This window comes from Micromonospora sp. NPDC051925, from assembly GCF_044548625.1.
Classification (GTDB): Bacteria; Actinomycetota; Actinomycetes; order Mycobacteriales; family Micromonosporaceae; genus Micromonospora.
The window spans coordinates 418,541-440,461 of sequence record NZ_JBIUCH010000001.1 but is presented as its reverse complement, the minus strand read 5'-3'; the positions used below and the strand labels follow the sequence as shown (position 1 = coordinate 440,461).

Genomic DNA, 21,921 nt, shown 5'->3' with positions numbered 1-21,921 from the left:
CGGCCCGGCCGTGCCGCCACCGCCGCGCGGACCCGAGGTCACCGCCGACCGGTGTCCGGGCCGGTCAGCCCTTCACGGCGCCGATCAGCACGCCCTTGACGAAGTGCCGCTGGATGAACGGGTAGACGGCGACGATGGGGGCGACGGTGAGGATGACCACGGCCATCTTGATCGCCTCGGTCGGTGGCATGGAGATCCCGGAGACGCCGCCGGAGGTATGCGGGGCCTGGCCGGCCAGCAGGTAGCTCTGCAGCACCCGCTGGATGGGGTACTTGTCGTTGCTGTCGATGAACAGCAGCGCGTCGAACCAGACGTTCCAGTAGCTGACCGCGTAGAACAGGCCGACGACGGCGATGACCGCCCTGGCCAGTGGCAGGACGATACGGGTCAGGGCGCGGAAGTCGCTGGCGCCGTCGATGCGGGCGCTGTCGAGCAGCTCGGACGGGATGCCCTGGAAGAAGCCGCGCACGACGACCAGGTTGAACACGCTGATCGCGGGCGGCAGGATCAGCGCCCAGATGGTGTCCTTGAGCCCCAGACCGGTCACCACCAGGTACTTCGGCACCAGCGGCGGGTAGATCAGGAAAGGCAGCAGGAAGTACGCGAGCAGCCAGCGGTAGCCCAGCGATCCGGGCCGGGACAGGCCGTACGCGGCGAGGACGGTCACGGTGAGTGCCACCGCGGTGCCGATGACAGTGACCAGCGTGCTGATCCACAGTGCCCGGGTGACCGCCCCACCGGCGAAGATCGTCTCGTAGGCCGAGGTGTCGATCCCCCGGGGAATGACGACGATCCCGCCGGCCTCGGCGAGGGTCTCCCGCGACGACAGGCTGGTCACCAGGATCACCCAGAGCGGGAACAGCACGCTGAGCACCAGCGCGGTGAGCAGGACGGCCTTGAGGCCCTGGCCGACCGGGGTCGGCTTCTCCTCCCACACCGGTCGGCGGTTGCGACCCGGGCGGGGCTTCAGGACGACGGTGTCGGTCATGACTTTGAGTAGATCCCTCGTTCGCCGAGCATGTGCGCGACCCGGTTGGCGGCGAGGATCAGGCAGAGCCCGACCACGGCCTTGAACAGGCCGGCCGCGGCACCGTAGCCGTAGTTCCCGGTGGCGATGGAGAAGTGGTAGACGAAGGTGTCGAGCACCTCGGAGGCCTGCCGGCCCACGGCGTCGCGTTGCAGCAGGAACTGTTCGAAACCGACCGAGAGCGCGTCGCCCAGCCGCAGGATGAGCAGCAGCACGATCACCGGGCGCAGACCGGGCAGGGTGATGTGCCACAGTCGCCGCCACCGGCCGGCGCCGTCGGCGGCGGCGGCCTCGTAGAGGTTCTGGTCGATGGTGGACAGCGCGGCCAGGAACACGATGGTGCCCCAGCCGACGTCCTTCCACAGTGCTTCGGCGGTGACCAGGACGATGAACGTGTCGGGGTTGGTCATCACGTTCCACGGCTGGAGACCGGCCTCGCGCATGGTCTGCGACAGCAGGCCGGCGCCGCCGAGCATGGCGACGAAGAAGCTGACGACCAGCACCCAGCTGAAGAAGTGCGGCAGGTACACGACGGTCTGGACGAAGCCGCGCAGCCGGCTGGAGAGCAGATTGTGCAGCATGATCGCCAGCAGGATCGGCAGCGGGAAGAAGAAGACGAGCTGGAACGTGGTGATCGCCAGGGTGTTGCGGAAGGCGTCCCAGAACGCCGGGTCCTCGAACAGGAGCTGGAACTGGCCGAAGCCGATCCACTCGCTCTGCAGGAACGCCTCCAGCGGGTCGTCACCCAGGTAGGGGTTGTAGTCCTGGAAGGCGATGACGTTGCCGAGGATCGGCACGTAGCTGAAGACCAGCAGGATCAGGAAGCCGGGCGTCACCATGGCCAACAGTTGCCAGTCGCGGCGCAGCCGCGCCCGTAGCGAGGCGCGGGGGCGACGGACGGTGGGACGCTCGCCCGGTGGCGTCGACCCGCCGGGCCGGGTCCGTGAGGACCCGGCCGCGACGGTGGTCGGACGTACAGTCATCGCCCGGCCTCGGACAGCGCCTTGGCGAGCAGTTGCCTCGCCTCGTCACCCCCGTTGGCCTTCCACTCCTGCACGATGGAGTCCACGTCGGTGAGCGGACGACGCCCGCGCAGCACGTCGGTGAACTTGTCCTCCAGCGGCACCTGGCTGGCCTTGTACGTGGCCGGCATCTCGAGCTTGAGCCCGTCCCAGGGGTCCTTCTCCAGGAACTTGACCGTCTCGTTGTAGTACGCCAGGGCGTCCCGTACGTAGTTGGGGGTGTCCGGGAACGGCCCGACCGTGGGGTTGCGACCGCTGATGAAGAAGTACTGGTTCGCGATCTCCTTGAACGCCAGTTCGGTCTTGACCGGCCCGTTCGGCGACGGGGTGTGGTGCTTGCCCGCGACCCCGAAGTCCCGCAGCTGGGCCTCCTGACTGCCCAGCGGCGCGGAACACCAGTTGATGACCCGCAGCAGTTCCTCGACCCGTTCCTTGCCGACGCCCTTCTTGATGAAGGTGTAGGAGATCGGGTCGTCGTCGCCCCACGCCAGTGGGTCGCCACCGGTAGCCGAGAACAGGGGCACCGCCTGGATGTTCAACTTCGAGTTGGTCTTCTGGTATTCGGCCTGGGAGCCCTGCCAGATGCCGGTGCCGGCCTGGTGGAAGACGATGGCGCCGTTCTTGGCGAACAACTGGTTGGCGTCGGCGCCCCGGCTGGCCACGAGGTCGGGGTGGACCAGGCCGTCCTTGTAGACCTTGGCCATCACCTCCAGTGACGCCCGGTACTCCGGAGTCTCGTACTTGAACTCGGGCGTGCCGTCGGACTTGAGCCGCCACCCGCCCTTGGAGCTGGGCGTCTTGTGGTACATCTGGATCATGGCGAAGACGTCGCTGAACGCCCACACGTTCTTCGCCGGGTCGGTGACCTGCTTGGCGGCGGCCAGCAACTCGTCGAGCGACTTCGGCACGGCCAGGCCGCGGGCGTCCAGCAGATCCTTGCGGGTGAACAGCATGTACGGGAACGGGCTGTCGGTCGGGTTGGGGATGGCCGCGAGCCGTTCGTTCCAGATGGCCTTGCGCCAGGCGCCGGTCGGGAAGGTGGCCAGCATCGGATAGGCGTTGACCGCGTCGCCCTTGAGGTGGTCGGTGAGGTCCTCGAAGAGCACCTTGATCGCCTCGGAGAAGCGCGGGATCTTCTCCACCTCCCAGCTCGGCACGCACAGCAGCTCGGGGACGTCCCGGGCACCGAGCATCGCGTTGAGCTTGTCGGCGTACGTGTTGCCGTCCTGGATGGTGAAGTTGACCGGCGTGCCCAGCTCGGCGTTCACCGCCTGGAGGTAGGCGCTCTGGGCGACGCCGGGCGGCGCGGGGCCCCACGCCGGGGTCATCGCGGTGATCTCCTTGCCGCTGGTGCCCGGCTTCTCGGTGATCGCGTCGACGAGCGTGCCGGGGTAGCTGATGTAGCCGTCGGGCACCGGGCGGGTGCCGACGATGTCCGGCTTGATGCCCTGGGCCAGATCCTTGTGCGTCGGCACGAGGTTGGACAGCTTGTCGAGGTCTTGCGCGGTGCCGGAGCTGGTCGGCTTCTCGCTGCAACCGGCGAGCAACGGGCCGCCGGCGACGGCGGCCGTGCCGAGGCCGACCAGGCCGAGGAAGTGCCGGCGCGAGGCTTGCGAGCCGGGTTTCTGGGGTGTCATCGGTCCCCCTTCGAGAAGGGCTGTGTAGAGAGGAGTCGCAGTCTGGGGTGATGCTAGTTGGTCTGGATGTTAAACAAACTAATGGACGGTGGGAGGCTCCTACAAGAGGGGTCGATGCCCGGTGGCGTCGAAGCGCCCGTCACCCCCCGTTCACCGAGCGGTGTGGTACCCGACGATCCGGCGACCAGCGACCCCGGGCGGCGCGTGCCGGTTGCCCCACCGCTGCGTAGGCTGCCGGGATGAGCGTGCCGTCCCGCATCCTGGTCTACGGGGTCTACGGCGCGGGCAAGTCCACTCTCGCGGCGGTGCTGGCCGACCGGCTGCGCCTGCCCTGGCATCCGGTCGACGACCTGCTGTGGCTGCCCGGCTGGGTCGAGGTGCCGGTCGCCCAGCAGCGCAGCCGGATCGAGCAGATCTGCCGGGGCGACCGCTGGATCCTCGACGGGGCCTACCACGGGTGGCGGGACGTCCCGCTGGCCCGCGCCGACCTGGTCGTCGGCTTGGACTACCCGCGATGGTGCTCCTTCGGGCGGCTGTTGCGCCGCACCGTCGGCCGCCTGGCCACGGGGGAGCAGATCTGCAACGGCAACCGTGAGTCACTGGGCAGCGTGCTGTCCCGGGACTCGATTCTGCTGTGGCACGTCGGCGCGTTCGGGCGGGCCCGGCGGCGGATGCGGGCCTGGCAGGCCGACCCGTCCGGGCCACCGGTGCTGCTGTTCCGCTCCCCGGCGGAGCTGGAGCGCTGGGTGGCCGCCCTGCCCCGGCGGTGAGCGGGCGCGGGCCCGCCGGCACCCCCGGTCGCAGTCACTGGGGCGGTGCGGGTCCGTTGTCGACGAATCGGAACTCCGTGGTCAGTGACGCGTCGCCGAGCTCCTCCAGGATCAGTCCACTCCGGCTGAAGTACTGGAGGAACGCGGAGTTGTTGCTGATGGAGTAGGTCCGCTGGCCGCTCTTCGAGTCGTACGCATCGATGGAGAACAGCTGTCTCGGTTCCGTCGGCGAACAGGCGGCGGCCACGATGGTGAGGGAGGCGGTGCCCGCCGACCGGACCTGCCAGCAGGCCCGGTCACCCTTGGCGTCCGGCTCGGCGGTACGGATCAGGTAACCGCCGGACTCCTGCGGCACGAACACGAACAGGCGGCGGCCCTCGTCGCCGTCGACCTCACCGAGCTTGCCGTCGTCGAGCAGGGACACCGCGGATTCCTCGCTCGAGGACCGGATGACGGCGTACTGGCGCTGCCCGAGCCGGAGCGGATCGACGGGCGACGAACTCTGCGCTCCGCCGGGGGTGGTGCCGGTCGGTTCGACCGCCGGGCTCTCGGCGGTCGCCGAGGGGGTGGGGGTCGGTTCGCTCGGGCCGGCGGGCAGGGTGGCGTGTGGGGCCCTGCCGAGCTGGACGACGGTGGCGCCGGCCCCCAGCGCGCCCAGCAGGACGACGCCCAGCGCGGCCGTCGCGACGTGCCGGCGACGACGCCGGATGTCGCCCCGCCGCCGGACCTCGGCGACGGCGGCGAGCCGACCGGTCTGCCGGGCGTGCCCGGCCAACCCCCGCAGAGCCTCGTCGAGCGTGTCGTCAGGCCCCATGGCTCCTCCCGCCCGTCGTCTGATACCCGTCACCGGCCAGCTGGGTGGCCAGGCCCCTGCGTCCTCGGGCCAGCCGTGTCTTGACGGTGTTCGGATTCGCCCGGGTCTCCGCGGCGATCTCGGCCACACTGAGGCCGACCAGATGGTGCAGCACGATAACTCTGCGCTGCTCGCTGGGGATGCGCCGCAGCGCGGCGACCAGCGCGACGTGGTCGACGGAGACCGCATCGACCTGCTGCCCGACCGCCTCCCGGCGATGGGCCCGGAGCCGGTTCGTCGCCTTGCGCCACGCGCTCACCGAGACCCGGTAGGCGACCTTGCGGACCCACGCCTCGGGGCTGTCGCAATCCCGTACGGTCGACCATCGGCTCCAGGCCCGCGCGTAGGCCTCGGCCACCGCGTCCTCGGCCTCGGTGCGGCTGCCGATCATCGCGTACACCTGTCCCAGCACCCGCTGGGACGACGAGGCGTAGAAGGCGTCGAACTCCTCGGTGTCACGCATTGATCAAGCTCTCCCACCCCGCCCGGTCGCATCAGATGATGCCTCATCCGGATCGGGGGACCGGCACCGGCCCGGTCGGGTCGTACGGGAACCCCGGTTCCCGTACGACCCGGCCCCGAATCACCGGTTGGCGGGCGCGGGTCCGTTGTCGACGAACCGGAAGCTGTCCGTCGGCTCCGCGTCACCCAACTCCTCGAGGATCAGGCCGGAGCGCGCCGAGTTCCGCAGGAACGCCCCGGCGTTGCTGATCAGGTAGGACGGCGTCGTGCTGTCCGCAGTGAAGATGTCGAACTGCTGGCGGGGGTCGTCGGCCTTGCAGGTGGCGGCCTGCACCACCAACGGCTGCGAGTTGCCCGGGTTGTGTACCCGCCAGCAGAGCGGGCCGGTGCTGGTCCGGGAGTACGCCTTGATGAGGTACTTCTTCTGCCCGCCCACCGGGGTCGGCACGAACAGCTGTCGGCCGCTGTCGTCGTCGACCTCGGCCAGCCGCCCGGAATCGGTCAGCGACAGGCCGCCCTCGAACGCGCCGACCCGTACCATCGTGTACTGACGGGTGCCCGGCAGCCCTCTCGGGGCGGAACTCGTCTTCGGCGGCGTCGCGGACAGCCCCACCGGGACGCTGTTCGCCACGGCCTTCGTACCCTGCTCCGATGCGGCCGGTGGTGCGCCTGCGGCCCCGGTCCGGGCGTCCACCCCGCAGGCCGCCAGCGTACCGGTCAGTGCCAGCAACCCGGCACCCGCGAGCCATCGCTTCGTCGACATTGTCCGCTCCTCAAGGTGGGTGATGTGGTCGGCAGATCCGTCGCCGTCGGCCGGTCGTCGATGCCGGGGGCGACTCACCCCAGGGACGTCCGGAGCGGTCGCCCGGTTTCAGCTCCGACCCACGATCTTTTCGGCACCGGCCCACGCCGCGCCCGGCGGTGGCAGTCGGGGCGGCGGGCGCGTGCGCTCGGATCGGCCCGACCTGCAGGCTAGGGTCGCAGACCGCGTAGCAGGATCTCCAGGTAGCGGTCGACCTCGGTGCCGTCGTCGGCACCGCTGCGGATGGCGTGTTGCAGGCCGCAGGTCAGCCGGCGGATGTCGTCGGCAACGAGATCGGCACGGACCACCCCGGCCGTACGGGCGCGATCAAGCACCCGCATCGACAGCGTGTTCAGTTCGCGGCCCAGGGCCAGGGTCTCGGCGCACTGGAAGTCGGGCACCGACAGGACCGCGGCGAGCGCGGGATCGGCGAGCTGGCAGCGCAGCGCGGCGCGCAGCAGGGTTCGCAGGCCGGCGGCGATGTCCGGGTCGTCGGCGGCCGTCGCGGCGGCGTCGACGAGTTCGCGGTAGCTCTCCGTTGCCAGCGTCTCCAGCAGCGCCTGCCGGCCGCTGAAGTGCCGGTACACCGTGCCGACACCGACGCCGGCATCCCGCGCGATGGCGTTGAGGGGCAGCTCCAGGTCTCCGGCGGCGACACGCGTCCGGGCGGCGTCCAGCATTCGTGCCCGTACCCGGGCGGAGTCGGCGCGCAGCGTCACGCTCAGAGGATAGACCATCCGATGTCGTGCTACCGTGGCTTGCAGAACGGATAACTTATCCTTTAAAGCGAGAGGTGGTGGCCATGGCACTGGCATGGTCCTTCGACGACATCCCCGACCAGACCGGTCGGACGGCACTGATCACCGGGGCGAGCAGTGGGCTCGGCCTCGTGGTCGCCGGACAGCTCGCCCGCCGTGGCGGGAGCGTCATCATGGCTGTCCGCGACCCCGACAAGGGTGAGCGGGTCCGGGCCGAGTTGTCGGGGGACCTCGAGGTCCGCCAGGTCGACCTGGCGGACCTCGACTCGGTACGGCGCTTCGCCGACCGGATGCACGCCGACGGGCGTCGCATCGACGTGCTGCTCAACAACGCGGGCGTCGGAGCGCAGTCGCGCGTGCTGACCCCACAGGGGTACGAGTTGGTCTTCGCCACCAACCAACTCGGCCCGTTCGCGCTCACCGGGCTGCTGCTGGACCTGTTCCGCCCCGACCACGACCCACGGGTGGTCGTCGTCGGCTCGAACCTGTACCGCTTCGCCCGCCGCCGCACCGACTTCACCGATCTCGCCGCGGACCGTTCGTTCTCACCGGGCCTCTCCTACGTGCAGTCCAAGACCGCCAACCTGCTCTTCGGCACCGAACTGGAGCGCCGGCTGCGTCGGGCGGGCAGCCCCGTGCGCAGCTTCCTCGCGCAACCGGGTATGGCCTCCACGCCGATGCACGACAGCGCCCGGGGCTTCGCGCAGAAGGCGGTGCTGACGATCGGCAAGGCGCTGCTCAGCCGCCCGGCGGAGCAGGGAGCGCTGCCGCTGGCCTTCGCCGCGACGAGCCCACAGGCGCAACCGGGGCGCCTCCTCGGCCTGGCCAGCCGCCGCCGGGACATCCGCATCCACGCCGCCCCGCTCGTCGCCCCCGCCGACGACCACGCCCTGGCCGGGCGCGTCTGGCGGCTGTCCGAGCAGGCGACCGGCGTCCACTACCTGGACGGCGACCGCGCCTGACAGCCGCTCTCGCCGCGTCGTCGTCTCCGTGCTCTCGCCGGCTGCGGGCGCGGTCCGGGTGGCGGGGCGTCCGGGTGGCGGGGCCGACGGGGGCGACCCGGCCGCGCGCAGTGTGGACCGGGCGTGGCGGTCGGTCGATGGGCGGGTGGCGGTCGAGGAGCTCTGGGATGCTGTGACGGTCCGCCCACCGACACCATCCGACTCGAAGGGGCCTTCCCGATGGCAAAGGTCATCTCCACGCTGTTCATCTCGGCCGACGGCGTGGCCGAGATCGACCCCGACTGGCACTTTCCCTACTTCGACGAGAACATGGGCCGCGCCGTCACCGAGGACTACGACACCGCCGACGTGCTGCTCATCGGCCGGGAGACCTACGACAGCTTCGCCGGGGCGTGGCCCGGCCGGGAGGCCGAGGGTGGGGACGACGCGTCCTTCGCCAAGCAGCTCGGCGACCTACGCAAGGTGGTCGTCTCACGGCAGCCGCGGGAGTTCTCCTGGCGCAACTCCGAGCTGATCGAGGGCGATCTCCTCGACGCCGTCACCGCTCTCAGAGCCGACACCGACGTCAGCGGCATCCTTATCCCCGGGTCGATCTCCGTGGTGCAGCAGCTGCTCGCCGCCGGGCTGGTTGACGAGCTGCGCCTGCTGGTCCACCCGGTGGCGGCGCGCAAGGGCCGCCGGCTCTTCGACGACGGTGACGCGCCGTACCACCTGCGGGTGACCGCGACGGAGGTGTTCCCGACCGGGGTGATCCGGGTGATCTACGCGCCGACCGGTGCACCCGCCCCGGTCGGCTACGACGAGGTCAAGGAGCAGGTGCCCGCAGGAAAGTAGCCGGCCGGGGCCGCCTCGGCCGTCCGGATCCTGCGGCGCGGTAGTCCACGGCCGGTCGGTCGGTCCGCACGGGGGGCGGGAGGGGATGCTGGCAGTGCGCCGTCCCGCCCGACCGGTTGACCCGGATCACCGGTCCAGTTCGGCGGCGGTGCAGCCGCCACGCGCCCGCAACCAGGCGACCAGCCCGGTGGCGCCGCGTCGGGTGGCCGCGTCCAGGGCGGTGAGGTGCTCCCACGGCGGTACCCAGTTGAGCTGCGCGCCCCGCGCCAACAGGTACGCGGCGCAGGGCTGCCGGCCACCGTGGCAGGCACCCCAGAACGCCGCGTCGATCTCGTCCGACGGCGGCGGGTCGACGGCGGCGAATGCCTGTTCCACCCGGTCGAGCAGGCCGAGCGTGGCCGCATCGGTGAGCGTGGTTCGCGCTCCCCGCTCGACGAGACGGTGCGCGGCCCGCCACTGCGCGAAGGCCCGCGCGTCGGCCAGTGGCGTGCCGCCGGCGATCACGCCGCCGGGGGCCTCGATGTCGGCACCGGCGTCCAGCAGCGCGTCGAGGACGTCCACGTCGTCGCAGCTGGCAGCCCAGTGCAGCGGGGTTTCCTGGTGCGGGCCGGCGAACCGGGCGTCGACGTCGGCACCGGCGGCGACCAGGGCTGCCACCGTGGCGGCACCCTGCGGGAACCGGCCCGGCCAGTCGGTCGCCACGTGCAGCAGGGTGCGTGACGTTGCCCCGTCGGCCCCGTCGTCGTGGTCGCCGATACGCGCGGTGGCCAGCCCAGGGTGCGCGGCGAGCAGCTGCCGCAGCGTCGTGAGGTCACCGCTGCGGATCGCCCTGGTCGCCGCGACCGCCAGCGGATCATCGACCGCGAGCAGCGCACCGTCGCCCGTCATCCCCGCACCCTACCGCTCGTCCACCGGAGCCGGCGGCGCGCTGCATCTCCAGGCGACCGAGCCGTGGGATCCGCTCGTCGGCGGTGGACGGGGTGGAGCCGGGCCGGCGCGGCACGCTATCCGTGGTCCGGAGCACCCGGCATCCGGTCCGCCGGACCCGATCCGACCTGGGGCGCGGTGAACTGGAGTTGCCACCGTGACCCGTACCGGCTGAGCCGTACCACCGCCAGCGGCGCGACGTCCAGTCGGGGCAGCGCGGCCATCGGGAGTCGCAACGCGTGTCCGATCGCCACCCGGATCACCATCGGGTGGGTCACCGCGGCGACCCGGACACCCGGGGCGAGCCGCGTGTCGAGCCAGCCCCCGACGCGGTCGCGCAGTGCGGCGAGGGACTCCCCGCCGTGCGGCGCGGCCTCGGGGACGTCCTGCCACTGCCGTAGCGCCTCGGGTTCACGCGCGCCCACGTCCGCCAGGCTCTGCCCGGCCCAACCGGCGTAGTCGCAGTCGGCCAGCGCCGCGTCGACGGTCGGGTGCAGTCCGATGGCGTACGCGGTCTGCACCGCCGCCGACGCCGGGCTGGTCAGGCAGACGTCCACCGTGCCCAGTGGCCCGCGCCGGTCGGGCCCGGCGGTCAGGGCGAGGGCGGCTCGCCGGCCGCCCTCGTCCAGGTCGTCGTCACCCGCGCCGAACACCGCCCGCCGCAGGGCGCCGGTGTGGGCATGGGCGACCAGCCGTAGGCTGGTCGTGGTCACGGGTGGGCCGGGGTCCCCGTGCTGACCGTCGGTGCACCGGGTCGGCCCCCGGAGTGCCGGTCGGTTGCCGGTCGCCGGCTCATCAGGGCACTGAACAGGAGACCGATCGCGGTCCAGAGCACCACCTGGGTGCCGAGGGAGGCCAACCGGAAGTTCCACAGCAGGGTCGCGGGGAAATCGTCCGGCACCTCCTGGAACGACGGCAGGACGACGTAGCCGACGACGGTGACCAGGAGGAATCCCAGGGTCGCCGCGCCGGCCCGCTGCCAGGTCGGCGCGGCGACCCGGACCGACCGGTAGCCGAGTGCGCCGGCCCAGACCGCCACCAGGCCGAGCACCACCAGCGCCAGATAGGCGGCGGTGCGCTGATCGATGGTGTCGGGGCTGCCGACCGCCGGGGGGTTGGCCGGATACTTCAGGAACGGCACGAGCACCGCGCCGAGCAGGGCGCCGCCGGCGAGCAGCAACGCCGACCGGCCGTCGTCCGCGGTACGCAGGCGACGGCGCAGGAGCACGTACGCGGTCGCCAGCAGGCCACCCATCGCGGTCCCGAACAGCCCGGTGGCCAGGAACAGCCCCACCCGCTGGCCGTCCCGGCCGACCAGGTCTTCCGCGTGGTGGTCGTCGTCGACCGCCGGCCCGGAGTGGGTGGCCGCCTCTTCGATCGCGATGGCCGCGTCGATGCGCGGTTCACCGACGAGGTAGCCGAACGCCCCCGCGAGCAGGCCGGCGACGAGGCCGGCGAGCAGACCGCGGAGCAGGACGGTGAGGAAGGTGGGTGGGGTGTGGGTGGTGGTCAGTGGCACGGGACACCGAGCAGGTGCCGGCCGTCGTGCATGAGTTCGTGCAGGTACATGCCGCTGCGGGAGACTGCGCCCTGATCGAACGCGACCAGGTAGGTGAGCAGCAGGAGTACGCCGACGACGGCCAGGGCCGCCCACAGCAGGCGGGCGGACCCGGCGGGGTGCACCAGCGGCTGGGCGGGGGTGGAACTCGACATGGGACACGAACCTTCCCGGGGATGACGCGTCCCCATCGCAAGGCTGCGGACGACCGAGCGTCCTGGCTCGCAGGCCCGTCGACGACGGGACTGCTCACAGTGGCGCGACCGCGCCGGAATCACACCGGCTTACCTCGCGACGCCGCAGATAGTGAATCGACCGTAGCGGCGCGACCCCCGACCGGTCAATCGCCGTACCGCCGAATGTGAGATGCGGCCCCACCGCCGGAGCGGTTGGCGGGCCGGCGCGTGGGCGTCCGGGTCGGTCGGGGCGGCGAGCGCCGTCCCGCGACCATGTTGCAAGATAGTGGCAATAGCAATCTGATGGCATTAGAGTTGGAGGAAGCTGATGGCGGGCTACACCCTTCCCGACCTCCCCTACGACTACGGCGCTCTCGCACCGGCCATGTCCGGCGAGATCCTGGAGCTGCACCACGGCAAGCACCACGCCGCGTACGTCAAGGGCAGCAACGATGCGCTGGAGCAGTTGGCGCAGGCGCGCGCCGAGGGCGCGTTCGGCAGTCTGGTCGGCCTGGAGAAGACCTTCGCCTTCAACCTGTCCGGGCACGTGCTGCACTCGATCTTCTGGAAGAACCTGTCCCCGGACGGCGGCGACCGGCCCGACGGCGAGCTGGCGGCGGCGATCGAGGAGCACTTCGGTTCGTTCGACGGCTTCGCCGGGCAGTTGTCCGCGGCGACGAAGGGGGTGCAGGGATCGGGCTGGGGCGTCCTGGCGTGGGAACCCCTCGCCGGGCGGTTGATCGTCGAGCAGGTCTACGACCACCACGGCAACGTCGGTCAGGGCAGCACGCCGTTGCTGGTCTTCGACGCCTGGGAACACGCCTACTACCTGCAGTACCGAAACGTCCGTCCGGACTATGTGGACCGGCTGTGGAACCTGGTCGACTGGGCCGACGTCACCGCTCGGTTCGACGCTGCCCGCGCCACCACCCCACGGGTATGACGGATGACCGACATCACCCCCGCTGCGGCGGAGATCGTGCAACGCGCCGCCGGAGTCATCGCCGCCCGACATCGCGGTGATCTCGCCGGGGCGGAGAAGCTACTGGCGGCGTTCGGCTCCGAGCAGGACCGCACCCTCGGGTTCTACCTGCTCGCCGACCTCGCCCTGGGCCTGGTCGGCGCGCAGAGCGGGCAGTCCGTGAACGACCTGGTGCGGGAGCTGTCGCTGCTGCTGGCCGATGGCGCCCAGACGCCGCCGGTCTGACCGTCCGCCGGGCCCCACCACCGGTGGGGCCCGGACGGGTGGCCGGTCAGCTGCCGGCCGGTGCCGGTGAGGTGGGGGCCGTGGCGGGACGTCGCCGTCGGGACACCGCGCCCAGCACGACGTCGACGACGAGGAAGGCGAGCAGGCTGAGGCCGAACAGGGGGATCGCCCAGCCGATCGTCACGGTCAGCGGCACGCCGAGCAGCAGCGCCCCCCGCGGCAGACCCCGTACCCCGCCGCGGGCCGGCGGGGTGCCGGCGAGGGCCCGGCGGCCGGCGCGGGTGGGCCGGCGCTGCCACCACATCCGGTAACCCCAGAAGACGACGCAGAGCAGCCCGAGGGCGAGGGCGGCGAGCAGGATCTGGTTGACCGGGCCGAAGAGCAGTCCCATGTGGGCCTGGATGCCGAGGCCGCTGAGTTTGGCCAGCAGGGGCCAGTCGGCGAAGTCGCTGCGGGCGGTGATCGTGCCGGCGCTCGGGTCGACGGCGACCCGGTCCTTGGCGACCGGCCAGGTGTTGTCGACCTGTGCGACGGTCCAGGCCGAGCCGGGCTCCTGCGCGGGGGCGATCTCGACCGGGCCGGAGAGGCCGGCGGTACGGGCGGCTGCCAGTACCCGGTCGAAGGCTGCCGACTCGACCACCCCGCCTCCTCCGGCAGCGTCGTGGTGGCCGCTGCCGGTCTCGGCCGGGCCCGCCGGAACGGCGGTGAGGCTGGTGGAGATCTCCGGGGTGCGGGCGTCGAGCGCGTCGAGGCCGGTACCGAAGTTCGCCCCGGCGTAGCGGGACCAGGTCAGCCCGGTCGCCGAAAGGAACAGGAGGCCGACGGCGAGCCAGATGCCGGTGGTGGCGTGCCAGCCCCGGGTACGGCGGACCCCCTTGCCGGCGGACAGGTCGGGTACGAGCAGATGCCGGGCGGTGGCCCGGGAGGTGCTGCGCCGCCGCCACCACAGGATGACCCCGCCGAGCGCGAGGACCCACAGCCAGCTCGCGGCGAGTTCGGAGTAGTGTCGGCCGACCGCGCCCAGGTGCAGGTTGCGGTGCAGGTCGTCGAGCCAGGTGGTGGCGGGCGTGGAGCCGAACCAGGTGGTCAGCTGTCCCTTGACCTGCGCGGTGTACGGGTCGATGTAGACGGTGTGTTGCTTCTCGCCGAGTTCCGGTAGGGCGAACACCACCCGGGTGCTCTGGTCGCCGTCGCCGGGTTGCACGCTGGCGACACTGCCGTCGGGGTGGGCGTTGCGGGCGGCCCCGATCTGGTCGGCCAGGGGTAGCGGCCGTTCGCCGACCTGGGCGACGGTCAGTTGGTCGCCGTAGAGCACGCCGTCCAGCTGCGGGGTGACCGTGTAGGCGAGCCCGGTCAGGGCGGCGACCACCAGGAACGGCGCGACGAGGATGCCGGCGTAGAAGTGCAGGCGGAGCAGCAGCGCGCCGAACGGCGAGGTGCGGCGGGCCGACCGGGCGGGTGGCGCGGCGGGTGGCGCTGGCTCCGGCGTCGACGGGCCGGACAACTCGGTGACAGACATGTTCTTCCGATCGGAATCGTCGGGATGCACCCGATGGTCGTTCCCCGTGCTCGCGGGCGGGTCGGCCTGGGATCGTGGTGTCGCGGTCGCCCGGTGAGGTAGTCGGAGCGAGCGCCCCGACGGTTCCCGGGAATGTCCGGACGGGGCCGCCACGCCGAAAGGGCGCGTCGGTGATTCCCACCGGTGGTGGTCCGCACGGCTCGCGGCGGGTCAGGGAGTCGACATCGGACCGTGCCGACGTGCGGGCGGGGCCCGGCCTCAGCGGTGGGTCGACCGGCGTCGCCACCGCAGCGCGCCCGCGGCCACCGCCAGGACGACCACCGTGCTGCCGGCGACGCCGATGGTGGTGCCCAGGCCACCATCGGCGTCCGTTGCCGCCGGAGGGGCCGGCCGGGCCGACGCGGTTGCGGGGTCGCCGGTCGGCGCGGCGTCGGCGGTGGGGTCGGCCACGGTGAACGGGTACGACCCCTGCACCGGGTGCCCGTCGGCGGAGACCACCCGGTAGGCGACCGTGTACGTGCCGTTGGGCAGGGCGTCGGTCACCTGGACCGTGCTCTTCGCCCCGCTGACCACCGGCTCGCCGGTGGGGATGCGCCGCTTGGCCCCGTCGGTGAGCACGATGGTGGTGAAGGTGGGGTCGAGTCGTGCCATGAATTCGAGCACCACCTCGGTGGGTGCCCGGGTCAGCGTCGCCTCCCGGGCCGGCGAGGCGGATCGGAGGGTGTTGTGTGCCCAGGCCGGGGTGGCGGCGACGAGCAGCGCCAGCACGGCGGCCAGCAGCGCGGCGGCGAGCCGGACGACGGCGGGGCGGGACGGCGACGCGATCATGACGCTCCGGTGGAGATGGCTCATCCGAGCAGTTGCTGGCCGATCCAGCCGTCGGGTGGGCAGCCGGGTGGGATGGCGAAGACGGCGGACCCGACCGGGGTGGTCCACTCGTTGAGCAGGTCCCGGTCGGCGAGTCGGCGCTGGATGGGTAGGAACTGCCGGGTGATGTCGGCCTGGTAGGAGGCGAAGATCAGCCCGCTGTCGGCGTGCCCTTCCGCGGTGGGCGCACCGTCGTAGTTGTAGGGCCGGCGGAGGATCTTCTGCCGGTCGTCGGTGACGTGCGCCCGGGTGAGGTGGGAGAAGTCGGGGATGACGGTGAGGCCGTCGTCGCCGACGGCGGCGAAGTCGGGTTCGTCGTGTTCGGCGGTGCCGGTGAGCGGGGCGCCGGTGTCGAGGCGGCGGCCGACGGCGAGTTCGCGGTCGGTGCGGCCGAGCAGGTCCCAGGTCTCCAGGTTCATGCTGATCCGGCGTACCACCAGGGTGGTGCTGTCGCGTAGCCAGGGCGGGCCGTCGGGCACCCAGACGGCGGTGTCCAACGGGGTGCCGGGGCGGGGGTTGGCGGTGCCGTCGAGTTGGCCGAACAGGTTGCGTTGGGTGTGGCCGTCGGGTTCGACGCCGGGGCTGCGTCGGAAGCCCTGCTGGACCCAGCGGACGGTGGCGAAGGGTCGGCTGTCCTTGATCAGCACCCGTTGGGTGTGGGCGACGGTGACCGGGTCGTCGGCGCAGATCTGTGCCAGTAGGTCCCCGCCGGACCAGGCCGGTTGGAGCCGGTCGATGCGGAACGCCGGCAGGTCGGCCACCGAGGCCGGTCGGCGGTCGGTGAGGCCGGCGGCCCGGTAGAGGCCGGGCCCGAATCCGAAGGTGACGGTGAGCCGGGCGGGCAGCAGCCCGAGTTCCGCCTCGGTGTCGGCCAACGCGGGTCGGCCCTGGGTGAGCCGGGCGGCGTCGTCGGTGAGCAGCCGCAGCAGGCGGCTGAGCGCTGCCCGGTCGGTGTCCGGTCGCAGGGTGAACGCGACGAACGCCGCGTGGGCCTGTGGTGCGGTGGCCACCCCGGCCTGCCGGGGGCCGTGGAACGGCTCGACCAGGCTCCCGACGGCCGCCACCGGACTCGCCTCGGCGGCGGTCGGCGGTCCGTCGACCCGTCCGTCCTGCGTGGTGGCGATCACGGTGCCACCGGCCAGTGCCCCGCCGGCGGCCAGTGCCCCGCCGGTGAGCAGTCCCCGCCTGCTCACCGGCCGGACGGTCGGGGTGTCGGTCACGATGCCGGGCTCGTGCTGGTCGTCGGCGTGGCGCTCATCCCGGGCATGGGCTCGCCGTGGCCGGGGGCGTAGCTCTCCTGCGCGCCGGTGAACGGCTTGGCCACGGCGGTGAACTGCTGGGTCCGCCCGTCGGCGAAGGTGAGGGTGAAGGTCAACTCTTCGCCGGCCTTCACCGGTTGGCTGAGGTCCATCAGCATCAGGTGGTCGCCGCCGGGCTCCAGCGGGTGGGTGCTCTTCGCCTTGATCACGATGCCACCCTGCTTCTGCCGCATGACCATCTTGCCGTCCTTCATGGTCATCTCGTGCAGCTCCATCGCGGACACGGACGTGGCGACGGCGGTGAGCGTCACGTCGGTGTCGCCGTCGTTGACCAGGGTGCCGAAGGCCGCCGTCATGCCCTTGTCGGCCGCCTTCACCCACGGGTCCCGAATGCCGACCACCCCCGCAGCCGTGCTCGCCGAGGCCGAGGCACTCGATTGCGGGCTCGACGACGTGCCGGCCGGACCGCAGCCGGCGATGCCGACCGCCAGCAGCACCGTGACAGCGGTGGTAAGGACGACGGGCGAGCGTCGGTACGGGCCGAGTGGACCGGTGGGGCGCATGGGTTCTTCCTCCGTTGTGCTGGCTCTGTCCCGTTGGTCGGTTCCCGGTCGCCGAAAGTTCCGGCCGGTCGGAATCGACGTCCCGGAGGGCGGGCCGGGCGTCGGCGGTCAGGCCGCCGACCGGTCGCGGGCCCGCGCCGAACCCGGGTGCGGCGGCAGCAGGCGCAGCGTCGGTGCGGTGGCGGGTTCGTCGCTCGCGGGCAGCCGCCAGGCGGGACGGTCGTGGTGACCGCGCCCCGCCGGACCGTCCGGTCGCAGCCGGGGTCGGGACAGAGCGACCACGATCAGGTAGCCGGTGAGCAGGAAGCCGTGGCTGACCAGCCGGGTCGGCTCGACCCGGCCGGTCACCAGATCGTTGGCCGAGAGCAGCACGAGCGCCCCGACGAAGGCGCTCAGGGTGGGCAGGAGCCCGCTGGTCGGGGTGCGCCGGGCCGCCACGAAGAGGAAGCCCGCGCCGACGGCGATGTTCCACGCGGCGGACTCGTGCCACAGGTGCCCGGAGGTCAGCGTGTCGAGCGCGGCATGGGTGTGGCCACCGGCCGGGCCTCGGCCGACCTGGGCCAGCCCCAGCACCAGTTGCAGGGCGCCGATGAGGGCCAGCCCGGTGCGCAGGGTCAGCACGAGCCGGTCCCGGAGCCGCCGGGGCGCGGGCAGGGCTGCCAGGACGACGTCGGAGAGGTCGGCACGGGGTGCGGCGACCGTCAGGTGGGGCCGGTCGGGACCGGGGGCGGAGAGCGTCAGGCGGGACCGCCGGGTCACCGTCGCGGCCTGGTCGCACCAGTCCCGGCAGCCCGCACACCCGTCCAGGTGGGCGTCGGCCCCGATTCGCTCGGCGGGGGTCTCCTCGCCGTCCAGCTGCGCCGACAGAATCTCACGCCACTGCTCACACCCCATGTACCGGTAGTCGGCCCGCAGGGCGTCATGGTTCCCTGCGGCATCTCCCGAGCTGCCGTCACGGCCCAGGTCACCGGTCAGCCGGCGGCGCTTCCCGGTTTGCGTCGGATCGACCGGGGGTCGCCGTTGACCGCGACGACCAGATCCTCGCGGGCCCGTGCGACCCGGGACCGGATGGTGCCGACCGGGCACCCGCACACCTCGGCCGCCTCGGCGTAGGACAGACCGAGGACCTGGGTGGCGACGAACGCCTCCCGACGATCGGCGGGCAGGGCCAGCAGGAGGTCGTTGAGGACCACCTCACCGTCGAAGCCGCTGCGCTGGGCGTCCGGCGCATCGTGCCACTCGGACAACGGCACCGTTCGTGGCCTCGACGTGGCGGTTCGTACGTGGTCGACGGCGGTGCGCCGGGCGATGCCGAGCAGCCAGGTCCGGGCCGACGAACGGGCGGCGAACGACGGCAGCGACCGCATCGCCCGCAGGTACGTCTCCTGGGTGAGGTCGTCGGCCTCGGCCGGGCTGATCAGGTGGGCGACGAACCGTCGTACGTGCTGCTGGGTCGCCCGGATGAACCGGGCTGCGGCGTCCCGGTCACCCCGACCCGCGGCCAGCGCCCACGCGGTGATCTCCGCGTCGTCGTCGGTCACCTGCCACCTCCGTGTCCGGTTCTGCCGGCCGCCATGGTCCACCACCGCCCGCCAGCGTTAACGACGGGGTGTAGTAGGTCCCGCGTGAGCGTACGGCATACCTGGCGTCACCCTCGTCCACTGGTACGGGCGGAAGCCGCCGGCGGATCACTCCGGCCTCGGCCGAGGGGCGTCACCGCTGGTGTTCGGCAGGGTGCCGGAGTCGCGGGTGAGTTTTGATCACCTCGGCTTGAGATTGGGTCGGCGTAGCCAAAACTTTTGCTATCTGCGTAAAAAGTTAGTGAACTATTGCTTGAAGTCCGGTCTTCGTGAGGATGATCCGATGCGTTCTCTCCCTCCGGCCCCCGGACCCGCCGGGCGTGCCCTCGCGGGCCTCCTCGCGTTCGCGCTCGCCTCAGCGGTCGTCCTGCTCACCTCTTCCCGGCCGGCGGAGGCGCACGGCACGCTGGCGATGTCCACCCCGGCCTCCGGTGCCACGGTGACCGAGCCGCCGACGGCGGTGGAGCTGTACTTCACCGAGCAGGTCGCCGCCAACGCGTACTTCACCATCACCGGGCCCGGGGGTGGTCGGGTCGACGGCGGCTGGCGGCAGGGCTCGCCCCGGCCACTGGACAAGCCGGTACGGGAGTACCTGCTGGTCAACGGGAAGTTCGAGCCGAAGGAGTACACCACGGGGTTCCCGGCGGTGGTGACGCTCACCCACCTGCCGGCGGCGGGGCAGTACGCGGTGAGCTACCTGTCGGTGGCCTCCGACGGTGAGCCGGTGCGGGGGACGATGACCTTCCGGTACACCGGGCGGGCGACCGCAGCGCCGCAGGGCTGGCGTCCACCGGTCGACCAGCCGGACCCGGCGCTGGTGGCCGCCGCCGAGCAGCACGCGACGTCCGGCCACACCGCGGGTCCGGCGTCGGGCGGGCCGGCCGCGTCCACGGTGCCCCCGTCGCCGTCGGCAGCCGTCGCTGCGGCTTCCCCGTCGGCCGCCACCTCGGACGACGACGGTGGTCTCGGTTGGCTGGCGTGGACCGGTGGTGCGGTGGTGGTCGTGGCGGCGGTCGGCTTCGCGAGCTGGCGTCGCCGCCCGGTTCCGGCCGGCCGGCCCACCGCCCGGTCCGGTGGGCGGTCCCGCGTCCCGGGGACGGCTCCTCGGCGCGGCGCGGGTGCCCGCACCGCACGGCCGAAGGCGGCGGCCGGTCGTCAGGGCGTGACTCGTGCCGCCACCGCCGCCCGTGCGGTGCTCCTCGACCCGGTGGCGGCACCCCCCGCGGAGGAGGCGGCACCGACTCCCGGAGCCCGGCTGAACAACACGGCTCTCGCGCTGCTCGTCGGGGGGTTGGTGGTGGCCCTGTTGGCGGGGTTCGGGCTCGGCCGGCTCGGCCGCGGCACGCCGTCCGGCGACGGCGTCGCCGCAGCGCCGCCGGCCACCGGTTCGGCGGTGTCGGCGGGGGACGGGCACCAGCACGGTCCCGGCACCGGGGCGCACACCCATCCCGGGGACGGCGGCGCGGCACAGGCGCAGGCGCAGGTGACCGGGCTGTCGGTCAACTCCGGTGGCTACACCCTGCAGCCGGTGGCCCGTACCCAGCCGGCGGGTGCACAGGCGGACTACCGGTTCCGGATCGTCGGGACCGACGGGCAACCGGCGACCCGCTTCGCGGTCGTCCACGACAAGCAGTTGCACATGGTCGTGGTGGGTCGCGACCTGAGCGGTTACCAGCATCTGCATCCCACGATGGAGGCGGACGGCACCTGGAGCGTCCCGCTGACGCTGGCCCGGCCCGGCGGCTACCGCATCTACGCCGACTTCTCGGTGACCGGGCCCGACGGCACCGCGTTGCCGCTGGTCCTGGGCGTCGACCATCAGGTCCCCGGCGCGCACACCCCGGCCCCGCTGCCGCCGGCACAGCCGCAGGCGACGGGCGGGCCGTTCACGGTGACGATGGGCGGCACGCCCACGGTGGGCGTGACGGTGCCGCTGTCCTTCCGGCTCGACGGCGTCGAGCCGGCGCGTCTGGAGCGCTACCTGGGGGCGTACGGGCACCTGGTCGTGGTGCGGGAGGGCGACCTCGGCTACGTGCACGTCCACCCGGAGCAGGAACTGGTGGACGGGACGGTCCGGTTCTGGCTGACGGCCCCGAGCGCGGGCCGGTACCGGGCGTTCTTCGATTTCCAGGTCGACGGGAAGGTGCACACCGCGCAGTACACGCTCGACCTGCCCTGAGGGACGACGAATCGGCGGGCCCGTACCCGTGGCGTCGGTGGGAGCCGCCATGATGAGCCGGTGAAGATCCTGTCCATCCAGTCCTCGGTCGCCTACGGCCATGTCGGCAACTCGGCGGCCGTGTTCCCGCTCCAGCGGCTCGGGCACGAGGTCTGGCCGGTGCTGACCGTGCACTTCTCCAACCACACCGGGTACGGCGCGTGGCGCGGGCCGTTGCTGGCCCCGGCCGACGTGGCGGAGGTGATCGAGGGCATCGCGGACCGTGGGGTGCTCGGCAGCGCCGACGCGGTGCTGTCGGGATACCAGGGCGACCCGGCGATGGGCGCGGTGATCCTCGACGCGGTGGACCGGATCAAGTCGGTCAACCCCGGCGCGGTGTACTGCTGCGACCCGGTGATGGGCGACACCGGCCGGGGGATGTTCGTCCGGCCGGGCATCCCGGAGTACCTGCGGGACGTGGTGGTCCCGCGCGCCGACATCATCACCCCGAACCACTTCGAACTGGACTTCCTCGCCGGCCGGACGACCACCTCGCTGACCGGGGTGCTGGACGCCGTCGACGTGGTGCGGGCGACCGGGCCACGACACGTCCTGGTCACCAGCGTGCTGCACGGCGAGGTGCCGACCGGCTCGCTGGAGGTGGTGGCCGTCTCGGACGAGGGCGCCTGGGCGGTGACCACGCCGCTGCTGCCGATCAACCCGAACGGTGGTGGCGACGTCACCGCCGCGCTCTACCTCGCGCACCTGTGGACGACGGGCTCGCCCGCGACGGCGCTGGAACGCACCATCGCCTCGGTCTTCACCGTGCTGGAGCGGACCCTCGCGGCGGGCACCCGGGAGATCCAGCTGATCGCGGCCCAGGACGCGATCGCCGATCCACCGGCCAGGTTCACCGCCCGGCAGTTGCGCTGACCGCTGTGTGTCGGTGGTGAGGTCGACGAGCGCCGAGGTTGGTGACC

24 protein-coding genes and 1 riboswitch are annotated in these 21,921 nt (G+C 72.3%); of the genes, 7 read left to right on the top strand and 17 right to left on the bottom strand.

Annotated elements, in window-relative coordinates; all coding sequences use genetic code 11:
- Positions 1 to 64: 64 nt before the first annotated feature.
- Genes ACIG87_RS01960 through ACIG87_RS01950 form a run of 3 tightly spaced genes read right to left on the bottom strand, consistent with a single transcriptional unit; the run spans position 65 to position 3,686 of the window.
- Complete coding sequence (locus ACIG87_RS01960; protein ID WP_396847249.1) at positions 65 to 988, bottom strand: carbohydrate ABC transporter permease; 924 nt, start codon at positions 986 to 988, stop codon at positions 65 to 67.
- Positions 985 to 2,010, bottom strand: a complete 1,026-nt coding sequence (locus ACIG87_RS01955) for an ABC transporter permease (protein WP_396847247.1) — start codon at positions 2,008 to 2,010, stop codon at positions 985 to 987. The genes ACIG87_RS01960 and ACIG87_RS01955 overlap by 4 nt, the downstream gene beginning before the upstream one ends.
- Positions 2,007 to 3,686, bottom strand: a complete 1,680-nt coding sequence (locus tag ACIG87_RS01950; RefSeq protein ID WP_396847245.1) for an extracellular solute-binding protein — start codon at positions 3,684 to 3,686, stop codon at positions 2,007 to 2,009. The genes ACIG87_RS01955 and ACIG87_RS01950 overlap by 4 nt, the downstream gene beginning before the upstream one ends.
- Before the next feature lie 239 nt (positions 3,687 to 3,925).
- Here ACIG87_RS01950 and ACIG87_RS01945 point away from each other — a divergent pair, with 239 nt between their 5' ends.
- Positions 3,926 to 4,456, top strand: coding sequence for an adenylate kinase (locus ACIG87_RS01945; protein WP_396847244.1), 531 nt, complete (start codon positions 3,926 to 3,928; stop codon positions 4,454 to 4,456).
- Positions 4,457 to 4,490: 34 nt separating this feature from the next.
- On the opposite strand, the gene ACIG87_RS01940 is transcribed toward ACIG87_RS01945, so the two are convergent.
- From ACIG87_RS01940 to ACIG87_RS01925, 4 genes are all read right to left on the bottom strand, one after another.
- Positions 4,491 to 5,270 (bottom strand): hypothetical protein, encoded by a 780-nt coding sequence (locus tag ACIG87_RS01940; RefSeq protein WP_396847242.1) that lies wholly within the window; start codon positions 5,268 to 5,270, stop codon positions 4,491 to 4,493.
- Complete coding sequence (locus tag ACIG87_RS01935) at positions 5,260 to 5,772, bottom strand: SigE family RNA polymerase sigma factor (RefSeq protein WP_396847240.1); 513 nt, start codon at positions 5,770 to 5,772, stop codon at positions 5,260 to 5,262. The genes ACIG87_RS01940 and ACIG87_RS01935 overlap by 11 nt, the downstream gene beginning before the upstream one ends.
- Positions 5,773 to 5,892: 120 nt before the next feature.
- Positions 5,893 to 6,534: a hypothetical protein gene (locus ACIG87_RS01930; RefSeq protein WP_396847238.1), complete on the bottom strand. Its 642-nt coding sequence runs from the start codon at positions 6,532 to 6,534 to the stop codon at positions 5,893 to 5,895.
- Between the two features lie 209 nt (positions 6,535 to 6,743).
- Positions 6,744 to 7,292: a TetR/AcrR family transcriptional regulator gene (locus ACIG87_RS01925; protein WP_396847236.1), complete on the bottom strand. Its 549-nt coding sequence runs from the start codon at positions 7,290 to 7,292 to the stop codon at positions 6,744 to 6,746.
- A gap of 83 nt (positions 7,293 to 7,375) precedes the next feature.
- Between ACIG87_RS01925 and ACIG87_RS01920 the strand changes: the two genes are divergently transcribed.
- Together ACIG87_RS01920 and ACIG87_RS01915 are read left to right on the top strand one after the other, a co-directional pair.
- Entirely contained in the window at positions 7,376 to 8,293 is a 918-nt protein-coding gene (locus ACIG87_RS01920; protein ID WP_396847235.1) for an SDR family NAD(P)-dependent oxidoreductase, read from the top strand.
- 219 nt (positions 8,294 to 8,512) lie between these two features.
- Positions 8,513 to 9,127: a dihydrofolate reductase family protein gene (locus tag ACIG87_RS01915; RefSeq protein WP_396847234.1), complete on the top strand. Its 615-nt coding sequence runs from the start codon at positions 8,513 to 8,515 to the stop codon at positions 9,125 to 9,127.
- A 126-nt stretch (positions 9,128 to 9,253) separates the two neighbouring features.
- On the opposite strand, the gene ACIG87_RS01910 is transcribed toward ACIG87_RS01915, so the two are convergent.
- The 4 genes from ACIG87_RS01910 to ACIG87_RS01895 all read right to left on the bottom strand — a co-directional run bounded on the left by ACIG87_RS01910 (position 9,254) and on the right by ACIG87_RS01895 (position 11,767).
- Positions 9,254 to 10,015, bottom strand: coding sequence for an ankyrin repeat domain-containing protein (locus tag ACIG87_RS01910; protein WP_396847232.1), 762 nt, complete (start codon positions 10,013 to 10,015; stop codon positions 9,254 to 9,256).
- Positions 10,016 to 10,131: 116 nt separating this feature from the next.
- Entirely contained in the window at positions 10,132 to 10,767 is a 636-nt protein-coding gene (locus ACIG87_RS01905) for a histidine phosphatase family protein (protein ID WP_396847230.1), read from the bottom strand.
- On the bottom strand, positions 10,764 to 11,573 hold the full coding sequence (locus ACIG87_RS01900) for a CbtA family protein (protein ID WP_396847228.1): 810 nt from the start codon (positions 11,571 to 11,573) through the stop codon (positions 10,764 to 10,766). Before ACIG87_RS01900 ends, ACIG87_RS01905 begins: the two co-directional genes overlap by 4 nt.
- Positions 11,564 to 11,767 carry a CbtB-domain containing protein gene (locus ACIG87_RS01895; protein WP_396847227.1) on the bottom strand — a complete coding sequence of 68 codons (204 nt, stop codon included), beginning with the start codon at positions 11,765 to 11,767 and terminating at the stop codon, positions 11,564 to 11,566. The genes ACIG87_RS01900 and ACIG87_RS01895 overlap by 10 nt, the downstream gene beginning before the upstream one ends.
- 60 nt (positions 11,768 to 11,827) lie before the next feature.
- Positions 11,828 to 11,896: riboswitch (cobalamin riboswitch) on the bottom strand.
- A gap of 220 nt (positions 11,897 to 12,116) precedes the next feature.
- Between ACIG87_RS01895 and ACIG87_RS01890 the strand changes: the two genes are divergently transcribed.
- Entirely contained in the window at positions 12,117 to 12,731 is a 615-nt protein-coding gene (locus ACIG87_RS01890) for a superoxide dismutase (protein ID WP_396847225.1), read from the top strand.
- Positions 12,732 to 12,734: 3 nt separating this feature from the next.
- Positions 12,735 to 12,995: a superoxide dismutase gene (locus ACIG87_RS01885; RefSeq protein WP_396847223.1), complete on the top strand. Its 261-nt coding sequence runs from the start codon at positions 12,735 to 12,737 to the stop codon at positions 12,993 to 12,995.
- Between the two features lie 46 nt (positions 12,996 to 13,041).
- Here the strand turns inward: ACIG87_RS01885 and ACIG87_RS01880 are convergent, their stop codons facing one another.
- From ACIG87_RS01880 to ACIG87_RS01855, 6 genes are all read right to left on the bottom strand, one after another.
- Positions 13,042 to 14,514 carry a PepSY-associated TM helix domain-containing protein gene (locus tag ACIG87_RS01880; protein ID WP_396847221.1) on the bottom strand — a complete coding sequence of 491 codons (1,473 nt, stop codon included), beginning with the start codon at positions 14,512 to 14,514 and terminating at the stop codon, positions 13,042 to 13,044.
- Positions 14,515 to 14,772: 258 nt separating this feature from the next.
- Positions 14,773 to 15,366, bottom strand: coding sequence for a copper resistance protein CopC (locus tag ACIG87_RS01875; protein ID WP_396847219.1), 594 nt, complete (start codon positions 15,364 to 15,366; stop codon positions 14,773 to 14,775).
- Positions 15,363 to 16,574, bottom strand: coding sequence for a Dyp-type peroxidase (locus ACIG87_RS01870; RefSeq protein WP_396847218.1), 1,212 nt, complete (start codon positions 16,572 to 16,574; stop codon positions 15,363 to 15,365). The genes ACIG87_RS01875 and ACIG87_RS01870 overlap by 4 nt, the downstream gene beginning before the upstream one ends.
- Positions 16,575 to 16,597: 23 nt before the next feature.
- A complete protein-coding gene (locus ACIG87_RS01865) occupies positions 16,598 to 17,203 on the bottom strand; it encodes a copper chaperone PCu(A)C (protein ID WP_396847216.1) in 606 nt (201 codons plus the stop codon).
- Between the two features lie 108 nt (positions 17,204 to 17,311).
- Positions 17,312 to 18,097 (bottom strand): zf-HC2 domain-containing protein, encoded by a 786-nt coding sequence (locus ACIG87_RS01860; RefSeq protein WP_396847214.1) that lies wholly within the window; start codon positions 18,095 to 18,097, stop codon positions 17,312 to 17,314.
- A 77-nt stretch (positions 18,098 to 18,174) separates the two neighbouring features.
- Positions 18,175 to 18,744 (bottom strand): sigma-70 family RNA polymerase sigma factor, encoded by a 570-nt coding sequence (locus ACIG87_RS01855; RefSeq protein ID WP_396847212.1) that lies wholly within the window; start codon positions 18,742 to 18,744, stop codon positions 18,175 to 18,177.
- Between the two features lie 322 nt (positions 18,745 to 19,066).
- On the opposite strand from ACIG87_RS01855, the gene ACIG87_RS01850 reads away from it, so the two are divergent.
- Together ACIG87_RS01850 and pdxY are read left to right on the top strand one after the other, a co-directional pair.
- Positions 19,067 to 20,962, top strand: a complete 1,896-nt coding sequence (locus ACIG87_RS01850; protein WP_396847210.1) for a copper resistance protein CopC — start codon at positions 19,067 to 19,069, stop codon at positions 20,960 to 20,962.
- A 60-nt stretch (positions 20,963 to 21,022) separates the two neighbouring features.
- On the top strand, positions 21,023 to 21,874 hold the full coding sequence (gene pdxY, locus ACIG87_RS01845; RefSeq protein ID WP_396847208.1) for a pyridoxal kinase PdxY: 852 nt from the start codon (positions 21,023 to 21,025) through the stop codon (positions 21,872 to 21,874).
- Positions 21,875 to 21,921: the final 47 nt, after the last annotated feature.

Excerpts from the sequence above, each read along its gene's own strand:
- ACIG87_RS01865 (WP_396847216.1), bottom strand. The coding sequence starts at position 17,203 with ATGCGCCCCACCGGTCCACTCGGCCCGTACCGACGCTCGCCCGTCGTC.
- ACIG87_RS01910 (WP_396847232.1), bottom strand. The coding sequence starts at position 10,015 with ATGACGGGCGACGGTGCGCTGCTCGCGGTCGATGATCCGCTGGCGGTC.
- ACIG87_RS01945 (WP_396847244.1), top strand. The coding sequence starts at position 3,926 with ATGAGCGTGCCGTCCCGCATCCTGGTCTACGGGGTCTACGGCGCGGGC.
- ACIG87_RS01950 (WP_396847245.1), bottom strand. The coding sequence starts at position 3,686 with ATGACACCCCAGAAACCCGGCTCGCAAGCCTCGCGCCGGCACTTCCTC.
- ACIG87_RS01860 (WP_396847214.1), bottom strand. The coding sequence starts at position 18,097 with ATGGGGTGTGAGCAGTGGCGTGAGATTCTGTCGGCGCAGCTGGACGGC.
- ACIG87_RS01880 (WP_396847221.1), bottom strand. The coding sequence starts at position 14,514 with ATGTCTGTCACCGAGTTGTCCGGCCCGTCGACGCCGGAGCCAGCGCCA.
- ACIG87_RS01885 (WP_396847223.1), top strand. The coding sequence starts at position 12,735 with ATGACCGACATCACCCCCGCTGCGGCGGAGATCGTGCAACGCGCCGCC.
- ACIG87_RS01960 (WP_396847249.1), bottom strand. The coding sequence starts at position 988 with ATGACCGACACCGTCGTCCTGAAGCCCCGCCCGGGTCGCAACCGCCGA.
- ACIG87_RS01850 (WP_396847210.1), top strand. The coding sequence starts at position 19,067 with ATGCGTTCTCTCCCTCCGGCCCCCGGACCCGCCGGGCGTGCCCTCGCG.
- ACIG87_RS01955 (WP_396847247.1), bottom strand. The coding sequence starts at position 2,010 with ATGACTGTACGTCCGACCACCGTCGCGGCCGGGTCCTCACGGACCCGG.
- ACIG87_RS01920 (WP_396847235.1), top strand. The coding sequence starts at position 7,376 with ATGGCACTGGCATGGTCCTTCGACGACATCCCCGACCAGACCGGTCGG.
- ACIG87_RS01915 (WP_396847234.1), top strand. The coding sequence starts at position 8,513 with ATGGCAAAGGTCATCTCCACGCTGTTCATCTCGGCCGACGGCGTGGCC.
- ACIG87_RS01930 (WP_396847238.1), bottom strand. The coding sequence starts at position 6,534 with ATGTCGACGAAGCGATGGCTCGCGGGTGCCGGGTTGCTGGCACTGACC.
- ACIG87_RS01875 (WP_396847219.1), bottom strand. The coding sequence starts at position 15,366 with ATGAGCCATCTCCACCGGAGCGTCATGATCGCGTCGCCGTCCCGCCCC.
- ACIG87_RS01940 (WP_396847242.1), bottom strand. The coding sequence starts at position 5,270 with ATGGGGCCTGACGACACGCTCGACGAGGCTCTGCGGGGGTTGGCCGGG.
- ACIG87_RS01895 (WP_396847227.1), bottom strand. The coding sequence starts at position 11,767 with ATGTCGAGTTCCACCCCCGCCCAGCCGCTGGTGCACCCCGCCGGGTCC.
- ACIG87_RS01935 (WP_396847240.1), bottom strand. The coding sequence starts at position 5,772 with ATGCGTGACACCGAGGAGTTCGACGCCTTCTACGCCTCGTCGTCCCAG.
- ACIG87_RS01890 (WP_396847225.1), top strand. The coding sequence starts at position 12,117 with ATGGCGGGCTACACCCTTCCCGACCTCCCCTACGACTACGGCGCTCTC.